The organism is Flavobacterium ajazii (assembly GCF_010614725.1).
GTDB classification, from domain to species: Bacteria; Bacteroidota; Bacteroidia; order Flavobacteriales; family Flavobacteriaceae; genus Flavobacterium; species Flavobacterium ajazii.
The window spans coordinates 120,530-142,174 of sequence record NZ_JAAEHL010000003.1; the positions used below are offsets into that span (position 1 = coordinate 120,530).

Below are 21,645 nucleotides of genomic sequence, written 5' to 3' on the forward strand. Positions count from 1 at the left end.
ATATAAAAATGGATACAAACCAAACTTCCTTAAGTATAGCCTTAAAATACTTTAATGCCTGGTGCCAAAATGATTTTGAAAAGACTTCGTCCTTTCTCTCAGACAAAATCGCATTCGAAATGCTTATTAACAGTTATGTCAGCAAAGCTGAGTTTTTGCAAGCTGTACAGTTCACTGCAAGTACTTTACAGGAAGTTATTCTGCTCACACATTTGGGTAATAAAGAAGAAGCTGTTCTTATTTATACCCTTAAGCTAACAGGACTTGCCCCATTACAAATCTGCGAACATTTTAAAGTACGTGAGAGTAAAATTACATTCATTAGCCATGTACACGATACCCACGAGCTTCGAAATGCAGGTTTTGATAAAAATAAAACATAGTACGATGGCATATGATGAAGAATTAGCCAAAAGAGTAAGGGAATATCTGGCAGAATTTCCAGAATTGGAGATCGTTGAAAAGAAAATGTTTCATGGGCTTACTTTTATGGTCAACAAAAAAATGTGTGTAGGCGTAAGTGGCGATGAACTGATGGTACGCTTTGATCCTAATCTTCACAACGAATTTTGTGAACAGAATGGTTTTCGAGCGATGCTTACAAAAGGCAGAGAATATAAAGGTTACGGATACATTAACCCTGATTATATTAAAACGAATAACCAACTGAACAAATGGCTGGACATTGCATTGCAATTTAACAAAGAAATTAAAGCAAAGAAGAAATAAGTTTGTAAGATTTAATATAATCTGACATCTAAACCTATAAAATAATTCAAAAATCATGAAAAAACTGTCACTTTTTATTGTCATTATTTTATTTACCACATTTGCTTTTGCCCAAAACGCCGTTCATTTCACATAGCTTAGCAAAAAGGGAAATCCCATTATTTTCTTGCCACATATAGGCTGTTCTTCCGAAATGTGGAAAGGAGTTTCTAATAATTATGAAAAAACAAATACCGTTTACCTTGCCGACTTTCCGGGATTTAATGGAGAAAAAACCATTGATGCACTTTTCAAAGATGCTTATGTGAATGAAATTCAGCAGTTCATAAAAAAAGAATAAGTTAAAAGATGTGGTTTTGATCGGACAAAATTATGTAACTTTTATAACAGTTAAAACGGCGCAGTATGAGGATTTGAAAATAAAAGCCATCGTTGCTTCCGATTTTTATCCCAAATTAAATATGGTGTTGAATGCCAATATCACTACAGAAGAATTGGAACAAATGAAAAGCAGTATTCGTAAAGGAACTATGGAAATGGAGGCTGAAACATTTAAAGCCACTCAAAGACAAACAGCCGAAATGATGAACTTTACCAAGTCAGAAGATGTAGCGAGATTTGTAGAATGACAGGTAAAATCTGACAGAAACACTTTGCGAACAGTTCAGTAGTGATTTGCGCCTAACACTTGAAAATAATAAAATTCCAATACTGGTATTTACCACTTGGTATTTTACCACAACATATAAGAATATGCCGATTTCCGAAGCCAATAAAAAGCTGAAAGAAATGTACGGCAATACACCTAATGTAACGCACAAGGTAACAGAAGATGCCAAAGACTTTATGGCTACAGACGAGCCACAATGGTTCATTACTGAAATGAATAAATTTTTAAAATAATAATTGGAGAATAAGCAAAAGATATTCGAAAGCCTTTTTAACGATTATTAAGGATTGGGTTTTCCATTTTTGTTACAGCTATCTGTAGCGAAACACAGACAGAAGACCTGATACAGGAATGTTTTCGAAAGTATGGCTCAATCTGGATAGTTTCCAGTAATAAGTCTGATATTATAATAATCTAATCCTATATAACTTAGAAAAGCTACATAACGAGTAAATAATCAAATTATTCAAATTCCTGAACAGTACTTATGGCTCGTATGGAAAAATTCTATGTTGAAACACTTCGTAAATTAGAAACGGAAATCCACGAATTAGAGATTGAAGCAGATTGCTCCATTCAAAGAATAGAAATTATTGTAAACCTTATTGTTAATTCTTTATATAAATTAAAGATGTTTGTATTAGAAAAAGGATTTAAGAATACGGATGAAGAAATACATTTTTTCAAATATAAGAAACCGGTTATTGTTTCAAAATTAATTTACTATAATACCATTTATAAAATCGAAACAAAAAAAACTTATGACGTAAAGCTTATCATTAAATACCTTAATATCTGCATTTCCGTTATCAAATCTCCCTAATTAATATAGGGAATAAGTCAATTCTGTTTTACTTCCAGTCCAATTTAATTTTGACAGATCTATTGATTTGTTCTTATATCTATAATAATGTATTGTGAAGCTGGTCTTCAATATAAACTTTTATCAGCTCGTTAGCTATAATTTTTGGTGCCTTAAAATAGTGTGAGGTTGAAAAGTATGGTCTACTTCAAAATAGAAGGGGTCTAAACTGAGCTTAATATAGTGTTTCCCACGAACAAACAACTTATCATCAATAAAAGAATTATTGTTTCGGTATTATTTATAAAATTAAAGATTGTTATCACAATACCTTTTGAGTTTTTTTAGTTCGTTATTAAGGTAATTGCAAAGACATTTGAAAGCACTTTTAATATTGATTTAGTTGATTCCTATCATACGTTTATGGAACTGAAGCCCCGAAAATTAACCAACCGAAATTCCTTGACAGTCTACTTGATGTACTAATCAGCAAAATGGATGAAAAATACGAAGAAGAATAATTTTTTTTACAATATACCACCAAGTAAATGAATACCTTTTGTATATACAATATTCTCCGAACTGTTTTGCTTTTCTTTTTCTACCTGTCCCACAGTCTGCTATTTAGTTTCTGTTGCAATGGATAACTGTATCTTTTGCTCAATGGAAGTCAATTCTGTTTTTCTACATTTTTTTATTTTTTTTCTCCTTTATTTTACTGGGGGTTCAATGGGGTACAACTGGGGTACAACAAAAAGTTGTACTTGTGGCTGTTTGTAGTCTATTGTTTCTTTGCCCTGTAATGATGAAGATCCAGAATTGAATTGTCAACTGGATTATGAGAAACTAATGTAGAATGATAAAATGAAGAGCGTATGTTTACAAACATTTCATGGGGTAATTACATAGTTGTAGTTATTCTGCTATTGGCAAGCTGGTATTTATTTATTGGATTTCGATTTTATTTTGATGACCTCAAAGAACTCATATCAGGAAAACGGAAACTTCAATTTCGTGGATTTGAAAACCCAAATTATCAAGATCCTCAAACTGAACAAAACTATCAGGAATTACCAGAAACAATTTCAGACCAAACTTCTTTAGAAGAATTTGACACCACTTTTCAGGATGTTGATGCTCTGGTGGCAAGATTAAAGAGTTTTATCACAGATGCCACAAAGAAAAAATTGGTAAAAAAAGAATTTACCTATTATCTGCAACTTCTTTTAAGAGAATTTCCCTCAGTAAAAGACTCGCCTTTCAATTCTTCAATAAGCGAGCTGATAGTTTCAGAATGTGATAAACTCGAATCCATCACTTTAACCCAGAAGGAAGCAGAAGCACTTTGGGAATAAACTCTAAAACAATATAACGGAGGAACTGCCCCTGTCCATCCCGGCGCAGCAGGACAGATGTAACAGGAAAGAGGACTGCGACAGCGGCTACACCTCCGTTTTTTATCCGAATTTTTGAACTTTAAAAATAATGTGTGATGAAAAAATGGAACTGGAATTTTAAGAAGTTTATTGAGAAAAAAACATATACTATTGGTATTCTTCTGACACAAATTCTTTTTGTGATCAGTTATGAAACCTACGCCCAAGATGGTCTGGCAGGAATCAATGAAGCCAACCAGCAGGTACGAAGTTATTTTGATGCAGGCACAGAACTAATGTATGCCGTAGGCGCATTACTCGGATTAATAGGCGCTGTGAAAGTATATCAAAAATGGAACGCAGGTGATCCCGATACCGGAAAAGTAGCTGCAGCCTGGTTTGGAAGCTGTGTCTTTCTGGTAGTAGTAGCGACAGTAATCAAATCCTTCTTTGGGATTTAAAATGAATTGCTATGGAAGAGCTACTCAAAGAAAAGTTATGGTTCTATATTATCCATAACAATCCCGATTTGATGTTTACCCTTCAGGAAGATTACAGCGTACTAGATTATCTCAATGAAAAAATAAATGGAATTAAATTCCTATTGGACGATATGCTTTCTGATGGGACACCTAAATATATCATCGAAGAAATCTGTCTCAATATACTTACCGAAGATCTAAAACCTTCCCGGTTTTTATATATCCGCTCCCTGCTTTCTGATGAGTTTGAGAAAACCTATGTAGATTTTCAGGAATCAGGTATCCTGACCTTTGAGGTAATCAACCTTATGGAAAGCTGCAAACCCATTTTTGAGACCATTGGTTTTACTAAAGAAAATGAAGAAGATCTTGCTTTGAGAAATGCCCTTATTGGTCAGATTGCTGACTATCTGAATTGAGCTATTTATAGCAGTGTGTAGTATGAAAATGAGTAATTATGGCTTACAATCTATCCCAAAAACTAAGTATCAATATCGAGGCAATTACCATTGCCATGCAATGGCAGCAAGGTAATGCTTTATCGGAAGAAGCAGTTGCTACACTAAAGGCATATGCCGGATTTGGAGGTATCAAGGCTGTATTATATCCTCATAGTACTACCGAAGACTGGATAAAATCCGGAGCGACAAAAGAAGACCTGAAGCTTCATCCAGAGATGACAAGACTGCATGCAATATTGCAGGAACATTATTCTGAAAAGGATTATAATGCAGTTGTTTCATCACTTCGTAATAGTGTCCTTACGGCATTTTATACCCCGGAGATTGTTCCCAAAACTTTGTACACTGTTTTAAAAGAGCAAGACATAAACCCTAAAAACTTATATGAGCCATCAGCAGGATCAGGTATTTTTATAACTGAAGCAGAAAAAGTATTTCCAAATCTGGAACAAATTACTGCTGTGGAAAAAGACCGATTAAGCGGACTGGTGCTTTCTGCATTAAACAGTACACTTTTAACCAAAAACACCACTCATATTATAGGACTTGAAGAAGCTCCAACAAGTGATAATAACAGTTATGATTTTGTGGTCAGTAATATTCCTTTTGGTAATTTTTCTGTTTACGACGAAGCCTATCCTGATAAAGCGATTTCAGGAAAAATTCATAATTACTTCTTTGCCAAAGGACTGGACAAACTCGCGGATGGCGGTCTTATGGCCTACATAACTACAGACGGTTTTTTAAACAGCCCTTCCAATAAGAGTGCCCGCGCATATCTTTTTCAAAATGCAGATTTTGTGAGTGCCACCGTTATGCCTGATAACCTGATGAAGGAAACCGGAAATACGGATGCTCCTAATCATCTGCTTATTGTACAGAAAAACGAGCATAAAGAAATGCTGTCTGACCATGAAAATGAACTGCTGCAAACCGTTGAACTGGAAAATGAATTTGGAAAATACAGTATTAATAAATACCTGCACAACAGACCCGAACTTATCGTTGGTAATGAAATACAAGCCGGTAAAAACCAATACGGGCAGGCACATCAAAGTGTGAGACAAAATGGGGATATCAATTCTATTAAAGATCGTCTTGCAGAAAATATTTCCAAAGGACTAAAAGATAACTTTAAAAAGGAACTTTTTGAAAAAGCTCAAAAAATCGAGATCGCTCAACCCGCTGAAACAATCGGGCCGAAATTTACTTATTTACCCATGCCTGAGAGCAAAGCAAGCGGTATTTCAGTTCAGCTTGGCTTGTTTGATACTGTCCCTGCGGAGAACATCAACCGTGCGATGGATTACATCAATCCCCTTGATGAAACAGTAGTAGATAAAAAAACAGCAAGGATACTCAGCACTATACGTACCACTGATAATCCATCACATGAAAATGTGGTGCTGATTGCTGCCAAACAAAACAAGTCCAATCGGTATTTGTATAAATTATATTCTAATGTAAAAGAAATTGATGGCTTTTCAGCCAATTGGATGAATGGTGGATTACTGCCTCATGAATTACTGGCTTTATCCAATACCCTTCAGTACTATGATCATAAATATATTTATGAAGGAGACCAAACCCTTGAATCTGCCTTTAATCTGGAAAGACAGCTTTATGAAGAACTGGCGCCGTTCAAATCGTTCTATAAAGAAGGAACACTGGTTCGGCTTGGAGAGTCCGTTGGGATTATCAGTGACATAAATGACAAGCATAAACAGGCCTTTTTTCAGCCATTAGCAACACAGGGTAATCTCAAATTTTATGATTCCTATATAACTGTTCGGGATCATTATCTGGAATTGTTTGAGAAAGAGCAGTCAGACCAAACAGCCAGTGATGAAGTTCGAAAAAATCTCGATGAGCAGTATACAAAATTTGTTTCTCACTATGGTATTTTAAATGGTGCTGAGAATCGCAGGCTCATCATGCAGGATTCCGCTTTTGGTTTCACCATTCTTTCTTCATTGGAACGCAAAGAAGGAGAACGTTATTTAAAATCGGATATTTTAATCGAATCTGTATTAAAACAGCAAAAACGTTATTATACAGACGATCCCATTGAAGCATTAGCCCGAAGTCTAAACGAAATTGGAGCTGTTGACTTAGGATTTATAACTGCGGCGACAGGACTTGAACAAAATGAGGTTATAGAACGTTTGAACCATCATATCTATTTGAATCCAACAGGTCAGAATTGGGAAACTTCAGACCTCTACTTAAGCGGTAATGTTGTGGAAAAGTTACGGCAGGCAAAACAAGCTGTGGAGCTATATCCCGAAAATACGCAATATTACAAAGGATTGCAGGCACTTGAAAAAGTACAGCCTGAGCGTATCCCTTTTGAATTATTGGATTTTAACCTTGGTGAACGATGGATTCCCAGCCGCTACTATGAGAATTTCGCTGGAAAATTATTTGATCAGCCAACTGAAATTAATTATTTCCCATCACTGGATACCTTTAAAGTAAGTACAGGACACAATACCAAAATAGACCGAGAGTTTTCGGTAACTCCAAAAAGCGGCAGAACCACTTATGGCTACACGATACTGGAGCATGCCCTTGAAAATACTGCACCGTTTTTCACCTATGAAGTTGAGGGACCAGGCGGAAAACCAATCCGAATGCCCGACAATGAAGCGATACAGCTTGCACATCAAAAAATTGAGAACATCCGTAATGGTTTTATAGAGTGGCTGCAGGAATTACCAATAAGCGACAAAAATGAACTGGAAAGTCTATATAATAATACCTTCAATTGTTATGTATTACGCGAATATGACGGAAGCCACCTGAGTTTTCCGAGTCTGGATAAAAAAGCGCTTGAAATCGATGATTTATACAGCTCTCAGAAAAATGCGGCATGGCGTATTATCCAAAACCGTGGTGCTTTAATCGATCATGAGGTCGGGCTTGGCAAGACACTGACTATGATTGTAGCGGCCAATGAAATGAAACGATTAGGAATTATTCACAAACCTGCAATACTGGCACTCAATGCCAATGTAAATCAAATTGCAGCAACCTATCGAAAGGCTTATCCCAATGCAAGGATTTTAGCTCCGGGTGAGAATGATTTTACTCCGGCTAAAAGAATGAGACTCTTCCATGAGATTAAAAATAACAATTGGGACTGCATCATTTTAACGCACGACCAGTTTGGTAAAATTCCGCAGTCACCGGAAATACAAAAAGAGATCTTACAAAATGAGCTAGATAATATAGAACGAGACCTTGATACAGCCAGAGATTTGGGAGACGACATCTCTAAAAAGATCTTAAAAGGTCTTGAAATACGAAAAAATAATCTGGATGGCAGACTAAAAACACTGCTCAAAGATATAGAAGATAAAAAGGACAGCGGGATCAACTTTAAAGAAATGGGAATTGATCATTTGTTTGTGGATGAATCACATAAATTCAAGAACCTGACTTTCACGACCCGTCATGATCGTGTTGCAGGAATTGGAAATATGCAGGGAAGCCAAAAGGCGCTTAATATGTTATTTGCTGTACGCACGCTGCAGGAAAAATTCGATTCGGATTTGTGTGTAACTTTTCTTTCGGGCACTCCTATTTCAAACAGCCTGACAGAAATGTACTTGCTTTTCAAATACCTGCGGCCTAAAGAAATGGAACGCCAGCAGATTGAAAACTTTGACGGATGGGCAGCTGTCTTCGCCAGAAAAACAACTGATTTTGAATTTTCGGTTACCAACGAAATTATTGCCAAAGAGCGTTTTCGCCATTTTATTAAAGTTCCGGAATTGGCGCTATTCTACAATGAAATTACCGATTATAAAACAGCAAAACATATTGATCTCGACAAACCGGAAATTGAGGAACGGCTTGTCAATATCAGTCCTACACCTGAGCAAAGCCAGTTTATTATCCAGCTCATGCAGTTTGCCAAAACAGGTAATGCAACCCTTATCGGCAGAGCGCCCCTTACCCAGCAGGAAGATAAAGGCAGAATGCTCATCGCTACTAACTATGCTAAAAAAATGGCTGCTGATATGAGACTCATAAGTGATCGTTACGATGATCATCCAAACAATAAAGTCAATACATGCGCCAGAAATGTGGCTGAAATTTACCAGGTTTCCATGGAACATAAAGGCACTCAGATTGTTTTTTCGGATATCGGTACACCCAAGCCGGATGACTTTAATATGTACGATGCCCTTAAAGAAAAACTGATACGGGATTTTAATATCCCTGCCCATGAGATTACCTACATCCACGATTGGACTGACAAGAAGAAACCAGAATTGTTTTCTAAAATGAATACGGGTGAAATACGTATTCTTTTGGGCAGTACCGAAAAAGCAGGAACAGGACTTAATGTGCAAAAGCGTGTTGTGGCGATGCATCATATGGACATTCCCTGGAGGCCATCTGATCTCGGACAACGCAATGGCCGAGGAAGCAGACAAGGAAACGAAGTTGCTAAACAGCATTATGGTAATAAGGTAAAGAATTTCATCTATGCCACGGAGCAGTCACTGGACAATTACAAATTCAACCTTTTGAAGAACAAACAGACTTTTATCAGTCAGATGAAAAATTGTGAACTTAATGTCAGGACTATTGATGAAGGAGCCATGGATGAGCAGAGCGGAATGAACTTTTCGGAATACATCGCAGTATTATCAGGAGATACTTCTTTATTGGAAAAATCAAAACTGGAGAAAAAAGTGGCGGTAATGGAAAGCCTCAAAAAAGCACATTACAAAGAAATTTCCAGAACCAAATATCAGGTTGAATACCTCATAGAAGAAAAGGGAATCACCACTAAAACATTGGATAAATTAACTGCTGATCACAGCTTTTACAAAAACAATCTCAAGTATGAGCCTGATGGCTCTAAAGCCAATCCAATCCAGTTGTATAACTGCAGGACAGCAGATCCGGAAAGTATAGGTAAAGAAATTATCCTGCTCTATAAAAACTGGAAACCTCCCGAAGTAGAAAACCAGCCTAGAGAGATTGGAAAGTTATATGATTTTAAACTCTACATAAAAAGAGAACGTGAAGCGTTTCAAAATGATGGTTTGTACCAATACCGTTACTCTAACAGCTTTTACGCACAACGTTTGGAAGATGGTATCAAATATACTTCCAATGGAGGAACTCCCAATGTGGACAATCCAAAATTGGCAGCCCGCCATTTTCTTAATGCAATTGATAAGGTCGAATATCTCACACAGAAATATCAAAAGTCCCTGAATGATATTGAAAACCAGCTTCCAGAATTACAGCAATTAAGTACAAAAGTATTCAGCCAGGAGCATGAACTGCAAAAAATGAAAAGCGACCTCTCTAGTTTGGAAAGGGAAATAGCCCTGAAAATTCAGGAGAACCAATTGAAAGAAGCTAATCCACAGGATGATAAGCTTAATAATGAAACAAAATTAACCGATGCAGTGCCGGTCATTCAACTGCCAATAAAGAATGGTGAAGAGGCAAAGGGTTGTACAACTGCTGAAAGTAATACTGATAAATGGCAGGAGCGTTCTTTTTCAGAAATGAGACGCAGTAACAGAATGAAATTTTAAAATAGATCCCATGTCAAACAGTGTTTATCAAATCAACAAAGGAATTAACCAGAGCATCGAGTTTAAAGGTTTAAAGGCACAATATATCTGGTATCTGGGTGGTGGCGTAATTGTACTTATGATACTGTTTGCCATTATGTACATAGCTGGCTTACCCTCTATAATCTGTATAGGGATTATTGGTATTTCAGGAACATTATGGGTATTGAAAATATATAAAATGAGCCACAAATACGGTGAATATGGAATGATGAAAGCTTTGGCAAAACGACAGATTCCCAAAGCAGTAAAGTCCCAAAGCAGAAAAATATTTAGGATGATGAAATAGAATTTGCTCAGCTCTGCCTGAGCGGTAAAAAAGAGGATGATGGAAAAGATGATAGATGATATTTTACCAATTATGGATGTGGAGCACGATTGCATCCTGTCCAAACAAGGAGATGTAACAGTGGTTTTCAAAGCAGAACTGCCTGAGATATTTACCTTGTCGGATCAGGAATACGAAGCATTTCATCAGGCATGGCTTAAAGCCATAAAACTGCTTCCGAAATTTAGCGTATTCCATAAACAGGACTGGTTTATCGATAGTAAGTTTGAACCTGATTTCACAAGTGAAGATTCCAGTTTTCTTACCCGAAGCAGTGAACGTTTTTTTAATGAACGGCCCTTTCTGGATCATTCTTGTTACATTTTTTTAACTAAAAAACCGGCAGGAAGAAAAACATCGAGTTCCTTATTTTCAAATTTACTTAGAAGTTCAATAGTTCCGGAAGAAACATTAAAAGTGCAAGTACGTCAGGAGTTTATTGACAGTACCGGGCAATTCAGACGCATACTGGAAGACAGTGGTTTTGTAAAACTGACTCGTCTTGGAAACGATGAACTCAAAAGCCATAGCAGAAAAATTGGGATTATAGAAAGATATTGTTTTCTTTCTGAAAAAGAAAACTCCTTTGTTTTTAAAGATATCGCTTTTGATGATGGCCTGCAGGTTGGAGATAAACACTGTCAGATTTATACATTGGGAGATGCAGCTGATCTGCCTGCCTTATGTGGTTCCCGAATCAACTACGACCGATATTCAACTGATAAGACCAAATTCAGTATTGGATTTGCTTCAACACTCGGGCAATTGCTTTCCTGTAATCATATTTACAATCAATATATTTTTATAGAAGATTTTCAGAAAACACTTCAAAAACTCGAAAGTAAAAGATTACGTCTCCAATCCTTATCAGCCTACAGCAGGGAAAACCTGATTGCGCGTGACGCGACCAATGATTTTCTTAACGAGGCTATTAGCCAGCAACGACTTCCAGTAAAAGCACATTTTAATGTACTGATTTGGACAGACAATAAAGAAGAGCTCAAAGACCTGAAAAATAAAGTTTCTTCAGCTTTAGCTCAGATGGATGCTGCTGCGAAACAAGAAACGGTTGGAGCTGCACAAATATTTTGGGCAGGAATTCCCGGGAATTCCGCAGATTTCCCAATGAATGACACTTTCGATACGTTCACGGAACAAGCGACTTGCTTCCTGAATCTGGAAACAGGTTACCGCTCTTCACTGAGTCCAACGGGTATTCGATTGGGAGATCGCTTGACAGGAAAACCGGTTCATGTAGATATTAGCGACGAGCCTGTTAAGATGGGAATCTGCACCAATCGAAACAAATTTATACTGGGACCTTCGGGAAGCGGTAAATCTTTTTTCACCAACCATATGGTTAGGAGTTATTATGAGCAGGGAACTCATATTGTACTGGTGGATGTTGGACATAGCTACAAAGGATTGTGTGATATGGTAAAGGGCTACTACTTTACATACGATGAAAAGAACCCGATTAGGTTTAATCCATTTTACATCAGCGAAGGTGATACGCTCGATACCGAGAAAAAAGAAAGTATTAAAACATTGCTACTCGCACTCTGGAAAAAAGACAATGAGACTTTTAATAGAAGTGAATATGTAGCACTGTCCAATGCGTTGCAATTGTATTATGAAAAGTTAGACAGTAACTCGGATTTGTTTCCCTGTTTTGACAGCTTTTATGAATTTCTAAAAAACGAGTTTGTTACCATATTGGAAGGTGATAAGGTAAAAGAAAAAGATTTTGATGTGAATAATTTTCTTTATGTGCTTCGTCCATATTACAAGGGAGGTGAATTTGATTACCTGCTCAACGCTACCGAGAATCTGGATCTGTTAAAAGAACGATTTATTGTTTTTGAACTCGATAATATCAAAGACCATCCAATACTTTTTCCGGTGGTAACAATTATCATCATGGAAGTGTTTATCAGTAAGATGCGCAAACTCAAAGGCATTCGAAAAATGATCCTTATTGAAGAAGCCTGGAAGGCAATTGCCAAGGAAGGGATGGCAGATTACATTCGGTATTTATTCAAGACCGTGCGTAAATTCTTTGGCGAAGCCATTGTAGTGACTCAGGAAGTCGAAGATATAATTTCTTCCCCGGTAGTCAAGCAGGCTATCATCAATAACAGTGACTGCAAGATATTACTGGATCAGAGCAAGTATCAAAATAAATTCGAACAAATTCAGGAACTGCTTGGGCTTACTGATAAAGAAAAGGCACTAGTGCTCTCGGTTAACAAAGCCAATGATCCTGATAAAAAGTACAAAGAAGTGTTTATCTCCCTGGGAGGCATGCAATCTAAAGTCTACCGTACGGAAGTGTCGCTGGAGGAATATTTGGCCTACACCACCGAAGAAACTGAAAAAGTAAAAGTACAGGCATATGCCAGGAAATTTGATGGTGACATTAAAAAAGGTATTGCGGCGCTCGCCATTGACCTAAGAGTAAAAACATCATGAAAAATTAAACCCAAACAACAATAATATGAAAGCAAAAACTAAAATCACGATCTGCCTATTGTGCTTTTTACTCATTAGCACTCCGGCAAGACCGGCAACAGTGGCGGCAATACCAATTTTAGAAATCGTAAAAGCGGTTGCCAAAAAGGTAATAAAGGCTATTGATCTAAGGATTCAAAAACTGCAGAACAAAACGATCTGGCTTCAGAATGCGCAGAAAAAAATAGAGAATGTTTTATCCAAACTAAAATTAGATGAGATATCCGAGTGGACACAAAAGCAAAAAGAGCTGTACAAAAATTACTATGAAGAACTCGCAAAAGTCAAATCCATCATTACCTATTATCAGCGTATCAAAGACATCAGTAAAAAACAGGTTCGTTTGGTAGAGGAATATGAAAGAGCCTGGAACTTGTTTCAAAAGGATGCTCATTTTAATGCAAGCGAACTCAATTATATGCAAAGTGTGTACTCGGGAATATTAGATGAAAGCCTGAAAAACATCGATCAGATTTTCATGGTTTTGGATTCTTTTACCACGCAGATGAGTGATGCCAAAAGATTGGAGATCATCAACAGCGCTGCGGATCAGATTGATGCCAATTATGATGACCTGACACTCTTTAACAGACAGAATATACTGCTGAGTCTTCAAAGAGCCAAAACAGAACATGATGTCAAATCCATCAAACAATTTTACGGAATTCCGTAAACAACCTAAAAAATCATGAAAAAGATATTTTTACTAGTGCTTATTACTGTGCTCACTACAGGGCATCTTCAGGCACAAGCCAAACAGCAAAGGATGCTTTTACAGCAAATTGCAGCCCTGCAGGTGTATATAGGATATGCCAAAAAAGGTTATTCGGTAGTCAAAAAAGGGCTCAACACCATTGGAGATTTCAAACGCGGAGAATTTAATCTTCATAAAGATTACCTGAATTCCCTTAAGACAGTCAATCCCAAAATAAAAAAGTATGCAAGGGTAACGGAAATTATAGCGCTCCAGATCAAAATCATGAAAAGCTACAAAAGTTTGTATCAGCAAATCCGGCAGGATGATTTGTTTCATGGAGATGAAATCGATTATGTCAAAAGGGTATTTGAACGATTAATCAAAAATTGTGATACCAATTTGGATGAACTTTTAACAATCGTTACGGACGGACAACTCGAAATGAAAGATGATGAGCGAGTGAAACGCATTGATAGGATTTACCAGAGTATGCTTGATAATTATACTTTCTGTGAGAGTTTTAGTAATCAAACTAAAATCCTCGCTGTATCAAAAGCAGCCGAATTAAAAGAAGCTAAAAACAGCCGTGTCCTCAGCGGCATAAATACTGATTTGCCATGAAAAAATTACTGATTATAGGAACTGTATTTATTCTTTTTTTACTTCCGTCTAAAGTAACAGCCCAAAAACAGGAAATCCAGCAATTGATTTTGAACATAGAAAAATTGGCTCAGTTCAAACAGATTCTAAAGGACATGAAAAAGGGCTATGAAATACTAAGTGGAGGTTATAATACGGTAAAAGATTTGTCTGAAGGAAATTTCAACCTTCATGAAACATTTCTTGATGCGCTCATGCAGGTTAGTCCCACAGTTAAGAATTACAGGCATATTGGTGATATTGTTAATTATCAGGTGCTGCTGGTAAAAGAATACAAGTCCGCTTTTAACCGCTTTAGGGATAGTAAAAATTTTAATCCTGAAGAAATCGCCTATCTCGAAAGAGTGTATGATAATCTGTTTAAACAAAGTCTTAGAAATCTTGATGAATTGACTTCGGTGATTACCGCTAATAAAATGCGAATGTCAGATGATGAAAGGCTAGCGGCTATTGACAAAATATATGCAGATATGCAGGACAAACTTTTGTTCCTGAGAAACTTCAACAACAATACGGCTGTACTGGCTTTGCAACGTGCCAAAGAGCATAATGATACCCGCGCAATGCGTAATATTTATAAGTTAAATAACTAAATATCCACTCTCATGATAAAGATAAATAAGCACATATCACTTGTCGTAATAATGATTTTATCCCCCTTTCTGAGCCACTCACAAGGAATTGCAGACGACATGAACGGTCTGCATAGCGTGCTGGAACAATTGTATGATGAAATGATGCCTTTGTGCAGTAATCTCATTGGCGTCGGTCAAGGTCTTGCCGGTTTTGCAGCGATGTGGTATATCGCTTCAAGAGTCTGGAGACATATTGCAAGTGCCGAACCCATAGATTTCTATCCGCTCTTTCGTCCTTTTGTTATCGGGTTTTGCATTATGATTTTCCCGTCTGTACTGTATATGATTAATGGTGTCATGAAACCTACTGTTACCGCAACTGCTGCAATGGTCGAAGGGTCAAATAAAGCGATTGAAAGGCTGCTTAAAGAAAAAGAAGAAGCGCTCAAAGAAACAGATCCATGGAAAATGTATGTGGGTTCCACAGGAAGCGGCGATCAGGATAAATGGTACCGATATACCCATGATGACGCAGATCCGAGTGGACAGGGAATGCTGGATGGTATTGGAAATGATATCAAATTTGCGATGAGCAAAGCCTCTTATAATTTCCGAAATTCAGTAAAAGAATGGATGAGCGAGGTACTGCGTGTATTATTTGAATCTGCTTCCCTATGCATCGATACGCTGCGGACTTTTCAATTGGTGGTACTCTCTATTTTAGGCCCAATCGTTTTTGGTATTTCGGTCTTCGATGGTTTTCAACATACCTTGACCGTTTGGCTGGCACGTTACATCAACATTTATCTCTGGCTCCCTGTGGCTAATATATTTGGAAGTATCATCGGGAAAATTCAGGAGAATATGCTAAAAATTGACATAGCCCAAGCTGGAGAATATGGAGATACTTTCTTTAGCAGGACTGATGTTGCCTATTTGGTCTTTATGATTATTGGCATTATTGGCTATTTCACTGTTCCCTCAGTCGCTAATTACATTGTTCATGCCGGAGGTGGCGGTGCACTGGGACAAAAAGTGACCAGTATGTTTAGTAGTTCAACAACTTCAGTGATGAGTACTGCATCTCAAGGCACTACAATGGCAGCTGATGCAATGGGAAATGCTGCAGGGCGTATGTATCAGAGCATGGCGAATTCCGGTAATTCTGAGCCTTACTTCAAAGACAAGGAGAATTATATGGCCGATAAGTTAAAAGGTAAATCTTAATCCTAAATTCAAAGCTTATGTTTAGTAAAATGAAAAATATTGACACTGCTTTTCGTCATGTCCGCGGTTTTACGATGCTTGTCATTACTGGGTGTATCCTGATTAGCTGCTTTTCACTTTATAAGAGTTTCACACTCGTATCGCAAATGCAGAACAAGGTTTATATACTGGCTAACGGAAAAGCACTTGAAGCCTATGCTTCAGACCGAAAAGATAATATTCCCGTAGAAGCCAGAGATCATGTGAAAACCTTCCATAAGCTGTTTTTTACACTTGACCCGGATGATAAAGTAATTAAAAGTAATGTAACCAAAGCACTTTATCTGGCGGATGACAGTGCCAAACGCGTTTACGATGATTTAAAAGAAAATGGTTATTACTCCGGTATCATATCGGGAAATGTCAGCCAGACCATTCAGATTGACAGTGTAGCTATTGACCTTAGTAATTATCCGTATGGATTCCGATGTTATGCTACTCAAAATATTATACGCACGACCAGTATTGCACATCGGAACCTTATAACTGAAGGTAACCTTCGTAATGTGTCGCGAAGCGACAACAATCCACACGGCTTTTTAATCGAGCGATGGAATACTATTGAGAATCGAGATATAAGTACTGAAAACAGAAAATAATAAAACTCTACATCATGAAATTCACTTTTAAACGAAATAGCCAAAAAAGCGATGTTGTGGAAAGGGCTAAAAATAATCTATGGCAAAAGTTTGAACAGGCCAATCTCCGATTACAGTATAAATGTGCCCATTGGCTCGAACGTAAAACGGCTCACTTTTCACGTCTTAACTGGATAGTGATTCTATTGGCCTTTATAGTGTTTACAGGTGGATGCAGTATTTATCTGATTGTGAAAAGTTTTTCAGGTAATCCAACTGAAAATATTACTGTAATCCCAATAACCAAACCAGCCAATGCAATACCCTTAAAGGAAAAGCCTCTTGAACTCAATGAAGTTATTAGTAAAACAGAATTTGAAAAAATTGCAAGTTTTCGGAAATATATGGATAGTCTGGACCGCAGTCCCACAGGAAAAAAAACTTATGACAGTATTGTTTCAGAGCGACCCGGACTTCTGGACAGTCTGACAATAATAGAAAATTATTATTACTCACATCTTAAAAATTAATATCATGGAACAAAACACAAAATCTCTAAAAGTACTAAAGCAGCGTAAGATGCTGTTGGTATTGCCAATATTGGCTTTACCATTTCTAACTGCCATTTTTTGGGCATTGGGTGGTGGAAAAATGGATGCCTCTAACTCAGCAGTAACACAGCAAAAAGGTTTTAATCTAAAACTTCCTGATGCGAACCTGAAAGAAGGACTTCCGCTGGATAAAATGAATTATTATGATCTGGCTGCTCTTGATTCCGCAAAGCTGGATGAACTTATTAAAAAAGATCCTAATTATTTAAGCCAGTCCTTTCAGATTGATTCCACCGAGGACAGCAGTGCTGTTACCCATAGAAAAGAACGAAATGGTTTAAACAAATCCGTTTATCGTGATCCAAATGAAGAAAAAGTACATCAAAAATTGGAAGCATTGCAAAAAGCAATTAATGCACCTGTTCCAATTCCGGAGCAAAACAGAGAGTATGCTAAAATTTCAAAATCAAATGAAGACGCCTTGATGCATTCCAATGATGTGGACAGACTGGAACAAATGATGCAGTCTATGAATGATGGACAGGAAAGCCAGGATCCGGAATTAAAACAGCTCGGTGGAATGCTGGAGAGTATTCTGGATATCCAACATCCCAACAGAATGCAGGAAAAATTAAAAAAAGCGTCCGAGGCTGAGCGTGGACAAGTCTTCACTATTTCCACCAAGGAGCAGGAAGATCCTGTTTCTTCTTTACAAAACAAAACTGTTAATCATACTGAGTCAGGACCGAATAGATTTTACTCTCTGGACGAACCTGAAAATGATGATTTAATGCAAAATGCAGTACAAGCCATTATCCACGAAACACAAACCATTGTAAATGGATCCACAGTTAAATTCCGACTCATGAATGATATTTTCATAAACGGAGTTAAAATTGTAAAAGACAATTTTCTGTTTGGAACAGCTTCCTTAAAGGGAGAAAGGCTAACGATCAACATCAGCAGTATCAGATACAACAACTCCTTATTCCCGGTGGATTTGTCTGTTTACGATATGGATGGACTTGTTGGAATCTATATTCCGGGAGCTATTAATCGTGATGTAGCCAAAGCTTCTGCTGATCGATCCATGCAGACTTTGGGAGTTGCATCACTTGACGACTCATGGGGAGCTCAGGCGGCAGGAGCCGGAATTGAAGCGGCAAAAAGTCTTCTGAGTAAAAAAGTAAAGCTAGTTAAAGTAGTTGTAAAAGCTGGTTATAAGGTACTGCTGCACGATGAAAAGCAGAAACAAAATAATTCCAATTAAAAACTAAAAATGATACAGATGAAAAATTTTAAACTATTGGTGATGGGGTATTTATTATTGATGACCATCGATGTATTTGCACAGCAAACAAGTAAAAACCGTTTATCCAAAACAGAATCAGACTCTCTAAGGATAGCCTATTCAAAAACGACCAATATTATATTTCCTTTTGCCATAAAAAGTGTTGACAAAGGAAGTCCTGATATACTCGTACAAAAAGCAAAAGGTCTTGAAAACATCCTTCAGATCAAAGCTGCCCAAAAAGGATTTTTTCAAACCAATCTTACGGTAGTCACTGCAGATGGCAAACTCTATTCCTTCGTATTGGATTATAATGAAGATTTCCCGCAGCTGAATCTTACCTTGAATAAAACAAAACTGAACGGACAGGAAATTTATTTTTCAGATGAAGCTATTAATGATCAGGATATTGAGGAATATTCAAAATTAGCACTATACGACAAAAAAAAGCTGCGAGGTCAAAAGGAAAGTAAGTACGATATTGATTTTAGGCTCAACGGAATTTTTATACGTGACGAAGTAATGTATTACAGGATAAAAATAACCAACCATTCTAAAATCAATTATGAGATCGACCAGCTTCGTTTTTTTATCCGTGACACAAAAAAAATAAAACGTACTGCCTCACAGGAAATTGAAATTACACCCATTTATATCCTGAATAATGTTGATAAAATTGAAGCAGAAGCAGAAAACATCTTTGTATTTGCACTGCCAAAATTTACAATTCCGGAAAAAAAATTCTTAGCCATACAGCTAATGGAAAAAAACGGAGGCAGACATTTAGAAGAACATGTCAAGAATACAAAACTGGTGCAGGTTACTGTACTCCCTAAACTATAAACTATATAATAATTTAAAAATTGAAATCATGAACGAGAAAAATTTTGAATACTTAAGAGATCAGATTAAGTATACCGGATTCGGTGAAGCACTGGAATCTCAATTAAAGGAAAAAATGCAGAAGGAAGAGCCTAATTTTACTTTGACACATAATACGCAATATGGTAATGATACGACTCTAGCGACATTAAATTTCAATAAGTCGAAAGAAAGTGATCTGTATTTCTTTAATTCTTATAAAGTGGAATTGCAAAAAGAGAATTCTAAAGAATCTTTGGAGCAAACCTTTTATATCAATAAAGGCAGTAACATAACCATGAAAGAAGCTTACAATCTTATGGAAGGCAGATCAGTCAATAAAGATCTCACCAGTAAAGAGGGTGAAGTTTACAATTCCTGGGTTCAAATGGACTTCAAACAATCCGAAACTAATGGAAACTTTAAACTAAACCATTACCACCAGAATTACGGCTATGATTTAGAAGCAGCACTGTCCAAACATCCAATTAAAGAACTGGAAACCCCAAAATACAAAGAAGACTTGATGAATTCTTTGAAAAAAGGAAATCTGCAGAGCGCTACTTTCTTAAAAGAAGGCAATGAGATCAAGCAGTATATTGAAGCAAGCCCGCAATTCAAAACAATTAATATCTATGATAATAATATGAAACGAATTGACAATCGTAAAGCTCAAGAAGAAAAACAATCCGAAAGCCAGCAGACCTCAGAGAAACAAGGCAGTAAAAAGCAAAACCAAACAGCCGACGATGATGGACCTGAAGTGCCAAAGGAAGCTAAGAAAAAAAAGAAAAGTCAATCCATGTAATTAGTAATTATGAGCGAACAACTTCCCGTTAACAGAGTAGAAATGGAATTAAAACAGTGGCACTCCAGGGAAGAGCGTTTTAGCAAACTGTTTAATTTCAGCCTTTCCAACAATAGATCATTCCTTAAAGAAAAGCTGCACCACTACGAACGTATTGGAACAAAGTATAAGGACACTACAAATTTAGATGAACGTTTTGCTTTGCAGATGCTCAAACAGGAAAAAAGTAAGATTTTAAAACAGCTTTATCCTAATTTATTAGTTCGTCTTGTTCGTAAACTTCTCGTTGCGCCACTTATAGACCAAATTGCGGTACGCAAGGATGTAAAAGAAGAAAAAAAAAACAACCAATCGCTGCAGGAACAGGTGCAGCGTATTGGTTTTAGAGATTTATCAGACAAAATTGAACAGCAAATCAAGTTAGGTCACGAGCAGTTTACTATTCCGGTTTCCTATTACATCAACGAAAAAGAAAGACTGGATCATGAGTTATCTTTTTCTAAAGACCAAAGTGGAAAATATCAATTTAATGGTTATAAAACCACTTTGCAAAATGAACTAAAACCTGAAGAAAACAGAAGCCATTATTTCAAATTACAGGAAGGAAATTCTTTTGACACAAAACAGGCTTATAATTTGTTAGCGGGCCGGGCAGTTCAAAAGGAAAAATCCTGGATACAGTTAGATCTTAATGATAAAGAAGCAAATGGAAATCATCGTATCAAAGAATTTCATTCGGGATACGGCTATGATCTTGAAAAGGCAGTACAGCAGCTTCCCTTAAAGGAATTATCAAATAAAAATGGAGCTGATAAATTAAAGGATAGTCTAAAACAAGGAAATCGGTTGCCAGTAACCTTGATTAAAAATGGAAATGAACACCGGTTTTATATTGAAGCAAATCCTCAGTTTAAATCGGTAAATATTTATGATGAGCATTCCAGAAAAATTACGCTATCAACGGCATTGGGTAATAAAACAATGGAAACTGTAAAACAAATACAAAAAACGAACGAGAGCCATCAGGTTAATCATTCCAAACTGAATGGCATGCATATAAGCTGAGAAACTGAAATATGAAAGCACTACAACCTTTATCTGATTTCTTTAAGGCAATAGAGAAAGATTACCGTATTAGTATCACTCATATCGGTATATATGCTGCATTGCTTCAATTTCGGGTAGAAAAAGGTTTTGTTAATCCTATTGAGGTCTATCGATATGAAATTATGAAGTTAGCGAAGATAACTGGGCCTGTTACCTATCATAAATGTATGCGTGAGCTAAATGAGTATGGTTACATAAGTTATCTGCCAAAACGTAACAGAAACCAGAGAAGTACGATTTATTTCCCCATATGAATAATTGAATCAATTTAATTAGTAAAGCCCTC

At 36.8% G+C, this 21,645-nt stretch carries 24 protein-coding genes; all 24 read left to right on the forward strand.

The window, feature by feature from the left end; all coding sequences use genetic code 11:
• Positions 1-8: 8 nt before the first annotated feature.
• The 24 genes from GWR14_RS05910 (at position 9) to GWR14_RS06025 (ending at position 21,613) form a co-directional block, all read left to right on the forward strand.
• On the forward strand, positions 9-383 hold the full coding sequence (locus GWR14_RS05910) for a nuclear transport factor 2-like protein (RefSeq protein WP_031457135.1): 375 nt from the start codon (positions 9-11) through the stop codon (positions 381-383).
• Positions 328-729 (forward strand): TfoX/Sxy family protein, encoded by a 402-nt coding sequence (locus tag GWR14_RS05915; RefSeq protein ID WP_209445165.1) that lies wholly within the window; start codon positions 328-330, stop codon positions 727-729. The genes GWR14_RS05910 and GWR14_RS05915 overlap by 56 nt, the downstream gene beginning before the upstream one ends.
• A gap of 193 nt (positions 730-922) precedes the next feature.
• On the forward strand, positions 923-1,069 hold the full coding sequence (locus GWR14_RS05920; RefSeq protein WP_157505958.1) for a hypothetical protein: 147 nt from the start codon (positions 923-925) through the stop codon (positions 1,067-1,069).
• 16 nt (positions 1,070-1,085) lie between these two features.
• Positions 1,086-1,358, forward strand: coding sequence for a hypothetical protein (locus tag GWR14_RS05925; RefSeq protein WP_157505959.1), 273 nt, complete (start codon positions 1,086-1,088; stop codon positions 1,356-1,358).
• A 124-nt stretch (positions 1,359-1,482) separates the two neighbouring features.
• A complete protein-coding gene (locus tag GWR14_RS05930; protein WP_157505960.1) occupies positions 1,483-1,632 on the forward strand; it encodes a hypothetical protein in 150 nt (49 codons plus the stop codon).
• Between the two features lie 254 nt (positions 1,633-1,886).
• Positions 1,887-2,222, forward strand: a complete 336-nt coding sequence (locus tag GWR14_RS05935; RefSeq protein WP_236010700.1) for an RteC domain-containing protein — start codon at positions 1,887-1,889, stop codon at positions 2,220-2,222.
• A gap of 372 nt (positions 2,223-2,594) precedes the next feature.
• On the forward strand, positions 2,595-2,687 hold the full coding sequence (locus GWR14_RS23885) for a hypothetical protein (RefSeq protein ID WP_236010701.1): 93 nt from the start codon (positions 2,595-2,597) through the stop codon (positions 2,685-2,687).
• Between the two features lie 389 nt (positions 2,688-3,076).
• Positions 3,077-3,556, forward strand: coding sequence for a hypothetical protein (locus tag GWR14_RS05945; protein WP_163408122.1), 480 nt, complete (start codon positions 3,077-3,079; stop codon positions 3,554-3,556).
• Positions 3,557-3,693: 137 nt separating this feature from the next.
• On the forward strand, positions 3,694-4,038 hold the full coding sequence (locus GWR14_RS05950) for a DUF4134 domain-containing protein (protein ID WP_163408123.1): 345 nt from the start codon (positions 3,694-3,696) through the stop codon (positions 4,036-4,038).
• Between the two features lie 11 nt (positions 4,039-4,049).
• A complete protein-coding gene (locus GWR14_RS05955; protein WP_163408124.1) occupies positions 4,050-4,478 on the forward strand; it encodes a DUF1896 family protein in 429 nt (142 codons plus the stop codon).
• Positions 4,479-4,516: 38 nt separating this feature from the next.
• Positions 4,517-10,087: an Eco57I restriction-modification methylase domain-containing protein gene (locus GWR14_RS05960; RefSeq protein ID WP_163408125.1), complete on the forward strand. Its 5,571-nt coding sequence runs from the start codon at positions 4,517-4,519 to the stop codon at positions 10,085-10,087.
• 10 nt (positions 10,088-10,097) lie between these two features.
• Positions 10,098-10,415, forward strand: a complete 318-nt coding sequence (locus tag GWR14_RS05965; RefSeq protein ID WP_163408126.1) for a DUF4133 domain-containing protein — start codon at positions 10,098-10,100, stop codon at positions 10,413-10,415.
• Between the two features lie 39 nt (positions 10,416-10,454).
• On the forward strand, positions 10,455-12,926 hold the full coding sequence (locus GWR14_RS05970) for a TraG family conjugative transposon ATPase (protein ID WP_163408127.1): 2,472 nt from the start codon (positions 10,455-10,457) through the stop codon (positions 12,924-12,926).
• 25 nt (positions 12,927-12,951) lie between these two features.
• On the forward strand, positions 12,952-13,638 hold the full coding sequence (locus GWR14_RS05975; protein WP_163408128.1) for a conjugal transfer protein TraI: 687 nt from the start codon (positions 12,952-12,954) through the stop codon (positions 13,636-13,638).
• A 15-nt stretch (positions 13,639-13,653) separates the two neighbouring features.
• Complete coding sequence (locus GWR14_RS05980; protein ID WP_163408129.1) at positions 13,654-14,283, forward strand: hypothetical protein; 630 nt, start codon at positions 13,654-13,656, stop codon at positions 14,281-14,283.
• On the forward strand, positions 14,280-14,915 hold the full coding sequence (locus GWR14_RS05985; RefSeq protein WP_163408130.1) for a TerB family tellurite resistance protein: 636 nt from the start codon (positions 14,280-14,282) through the stop codon (positions 14,913-14,915). Before GWR14_RS05980 ends, GWR14_RS05985 begins: the two co-directional genes overlap by 4 nt.
• Positions 14,916-15,059: 144 nt before the next feature.
• On the forward strand, positions 15,060-16,124 hold the full coding sequence (gene traJ, locus GWR14_RS05990) for a conjugative transposon protein TraJ (RefSeq protein WP_394367934.1): 1,065 nt from the start codon (positions 15,060-15,062) through the stop codon (positions 16,122-16,124).
• A 29-nt stretch (positions 16,125-16,153) separates the two neighbouring features.
• Positions 16,154-16,762, forward strand: coding sequence for a conjugative transposon protein TraK (gene traK, locus GWR14_RS05995; protein ID WP_246236291.1), 609 nt, complete (start codon positions 16,154-16,156; stop codon positions 16,760-16,762).
• 14 nt (positions 16,763-16,776) lie between these two features.
• A complete protein-coding gene (locus tag GWR14_RS06000) occupies positions 16,777-17,271 on the forward strand; it encodes a hypothetical protein (protein WP_163408133.1) in 495 nt (164 codons plus the stop codon).
• A 4-nt stretch (positions 17,272-17,275) separates the two neighbouring features.
• Positions 17,276-18,562 carry a conjugative transposon protein TraM gene (gene traM, locus GWR14_RS06005; RefSeq protein ID WP_163408134.1) on the forward strand — a complete coding sequence of 429 codons (1,287 nt, stop codon included), beginning with the start codon at positions 17,276-17,278 and terminating at the stop codon, positions 18,560-18,562.
• A gap of 18 nt (positions 18,563-18,580) precedes the next feature.
• Positions 18,581-19,426 carry a conjugative transposon protein TraN gene (gene traN / locus GWR14_RS06010; protein ID WP_163408135.1) on the forward strand — a complete coding sequence of 282 codons (846 nt, stop codon included), beginning with the start codon at positions 18,581-18,583 and terminating at the stop codon, positions 19,424-19,426.
• A gap of 28 nt (positions 19,427-19,454) precedes the next feature.
• A complete protein-coding gene (locus GWR14_RS06015; protein WP_163408136.1) occupies positions 19,455-20,252 on the forward strand; it encodes a hypothetical protein in 798 nt (265 codons plus the stop codon).
• Between the two features lie 9 nt (positions 20,253-20,261).
• Positions 20,262-21,317, forward strand: coding sequence for a hypothetical protein (locus tag GWR14_RS06020; RefSeq protein WP_163408137.1), 1,056 nt, complete (start codon positions 20,262-20,264; stop codon positions 21,315-21,317).
• 11 nt (positions 21,318-21,328) lie between these two features.
• On the forward strand, positions 21,329-21,613 hold the full coding sequence (locus GWR14_RS06025; RefSeq protein WP_163408138.1) for a hypothetical protein: 285 nt from the start codon (positions 21,329-21,331) through the stop codon (positions 21,611-21,613).
• The last annotated feature ends 32 nt before the right edge of the window (positions 21,614-21,645 follow it).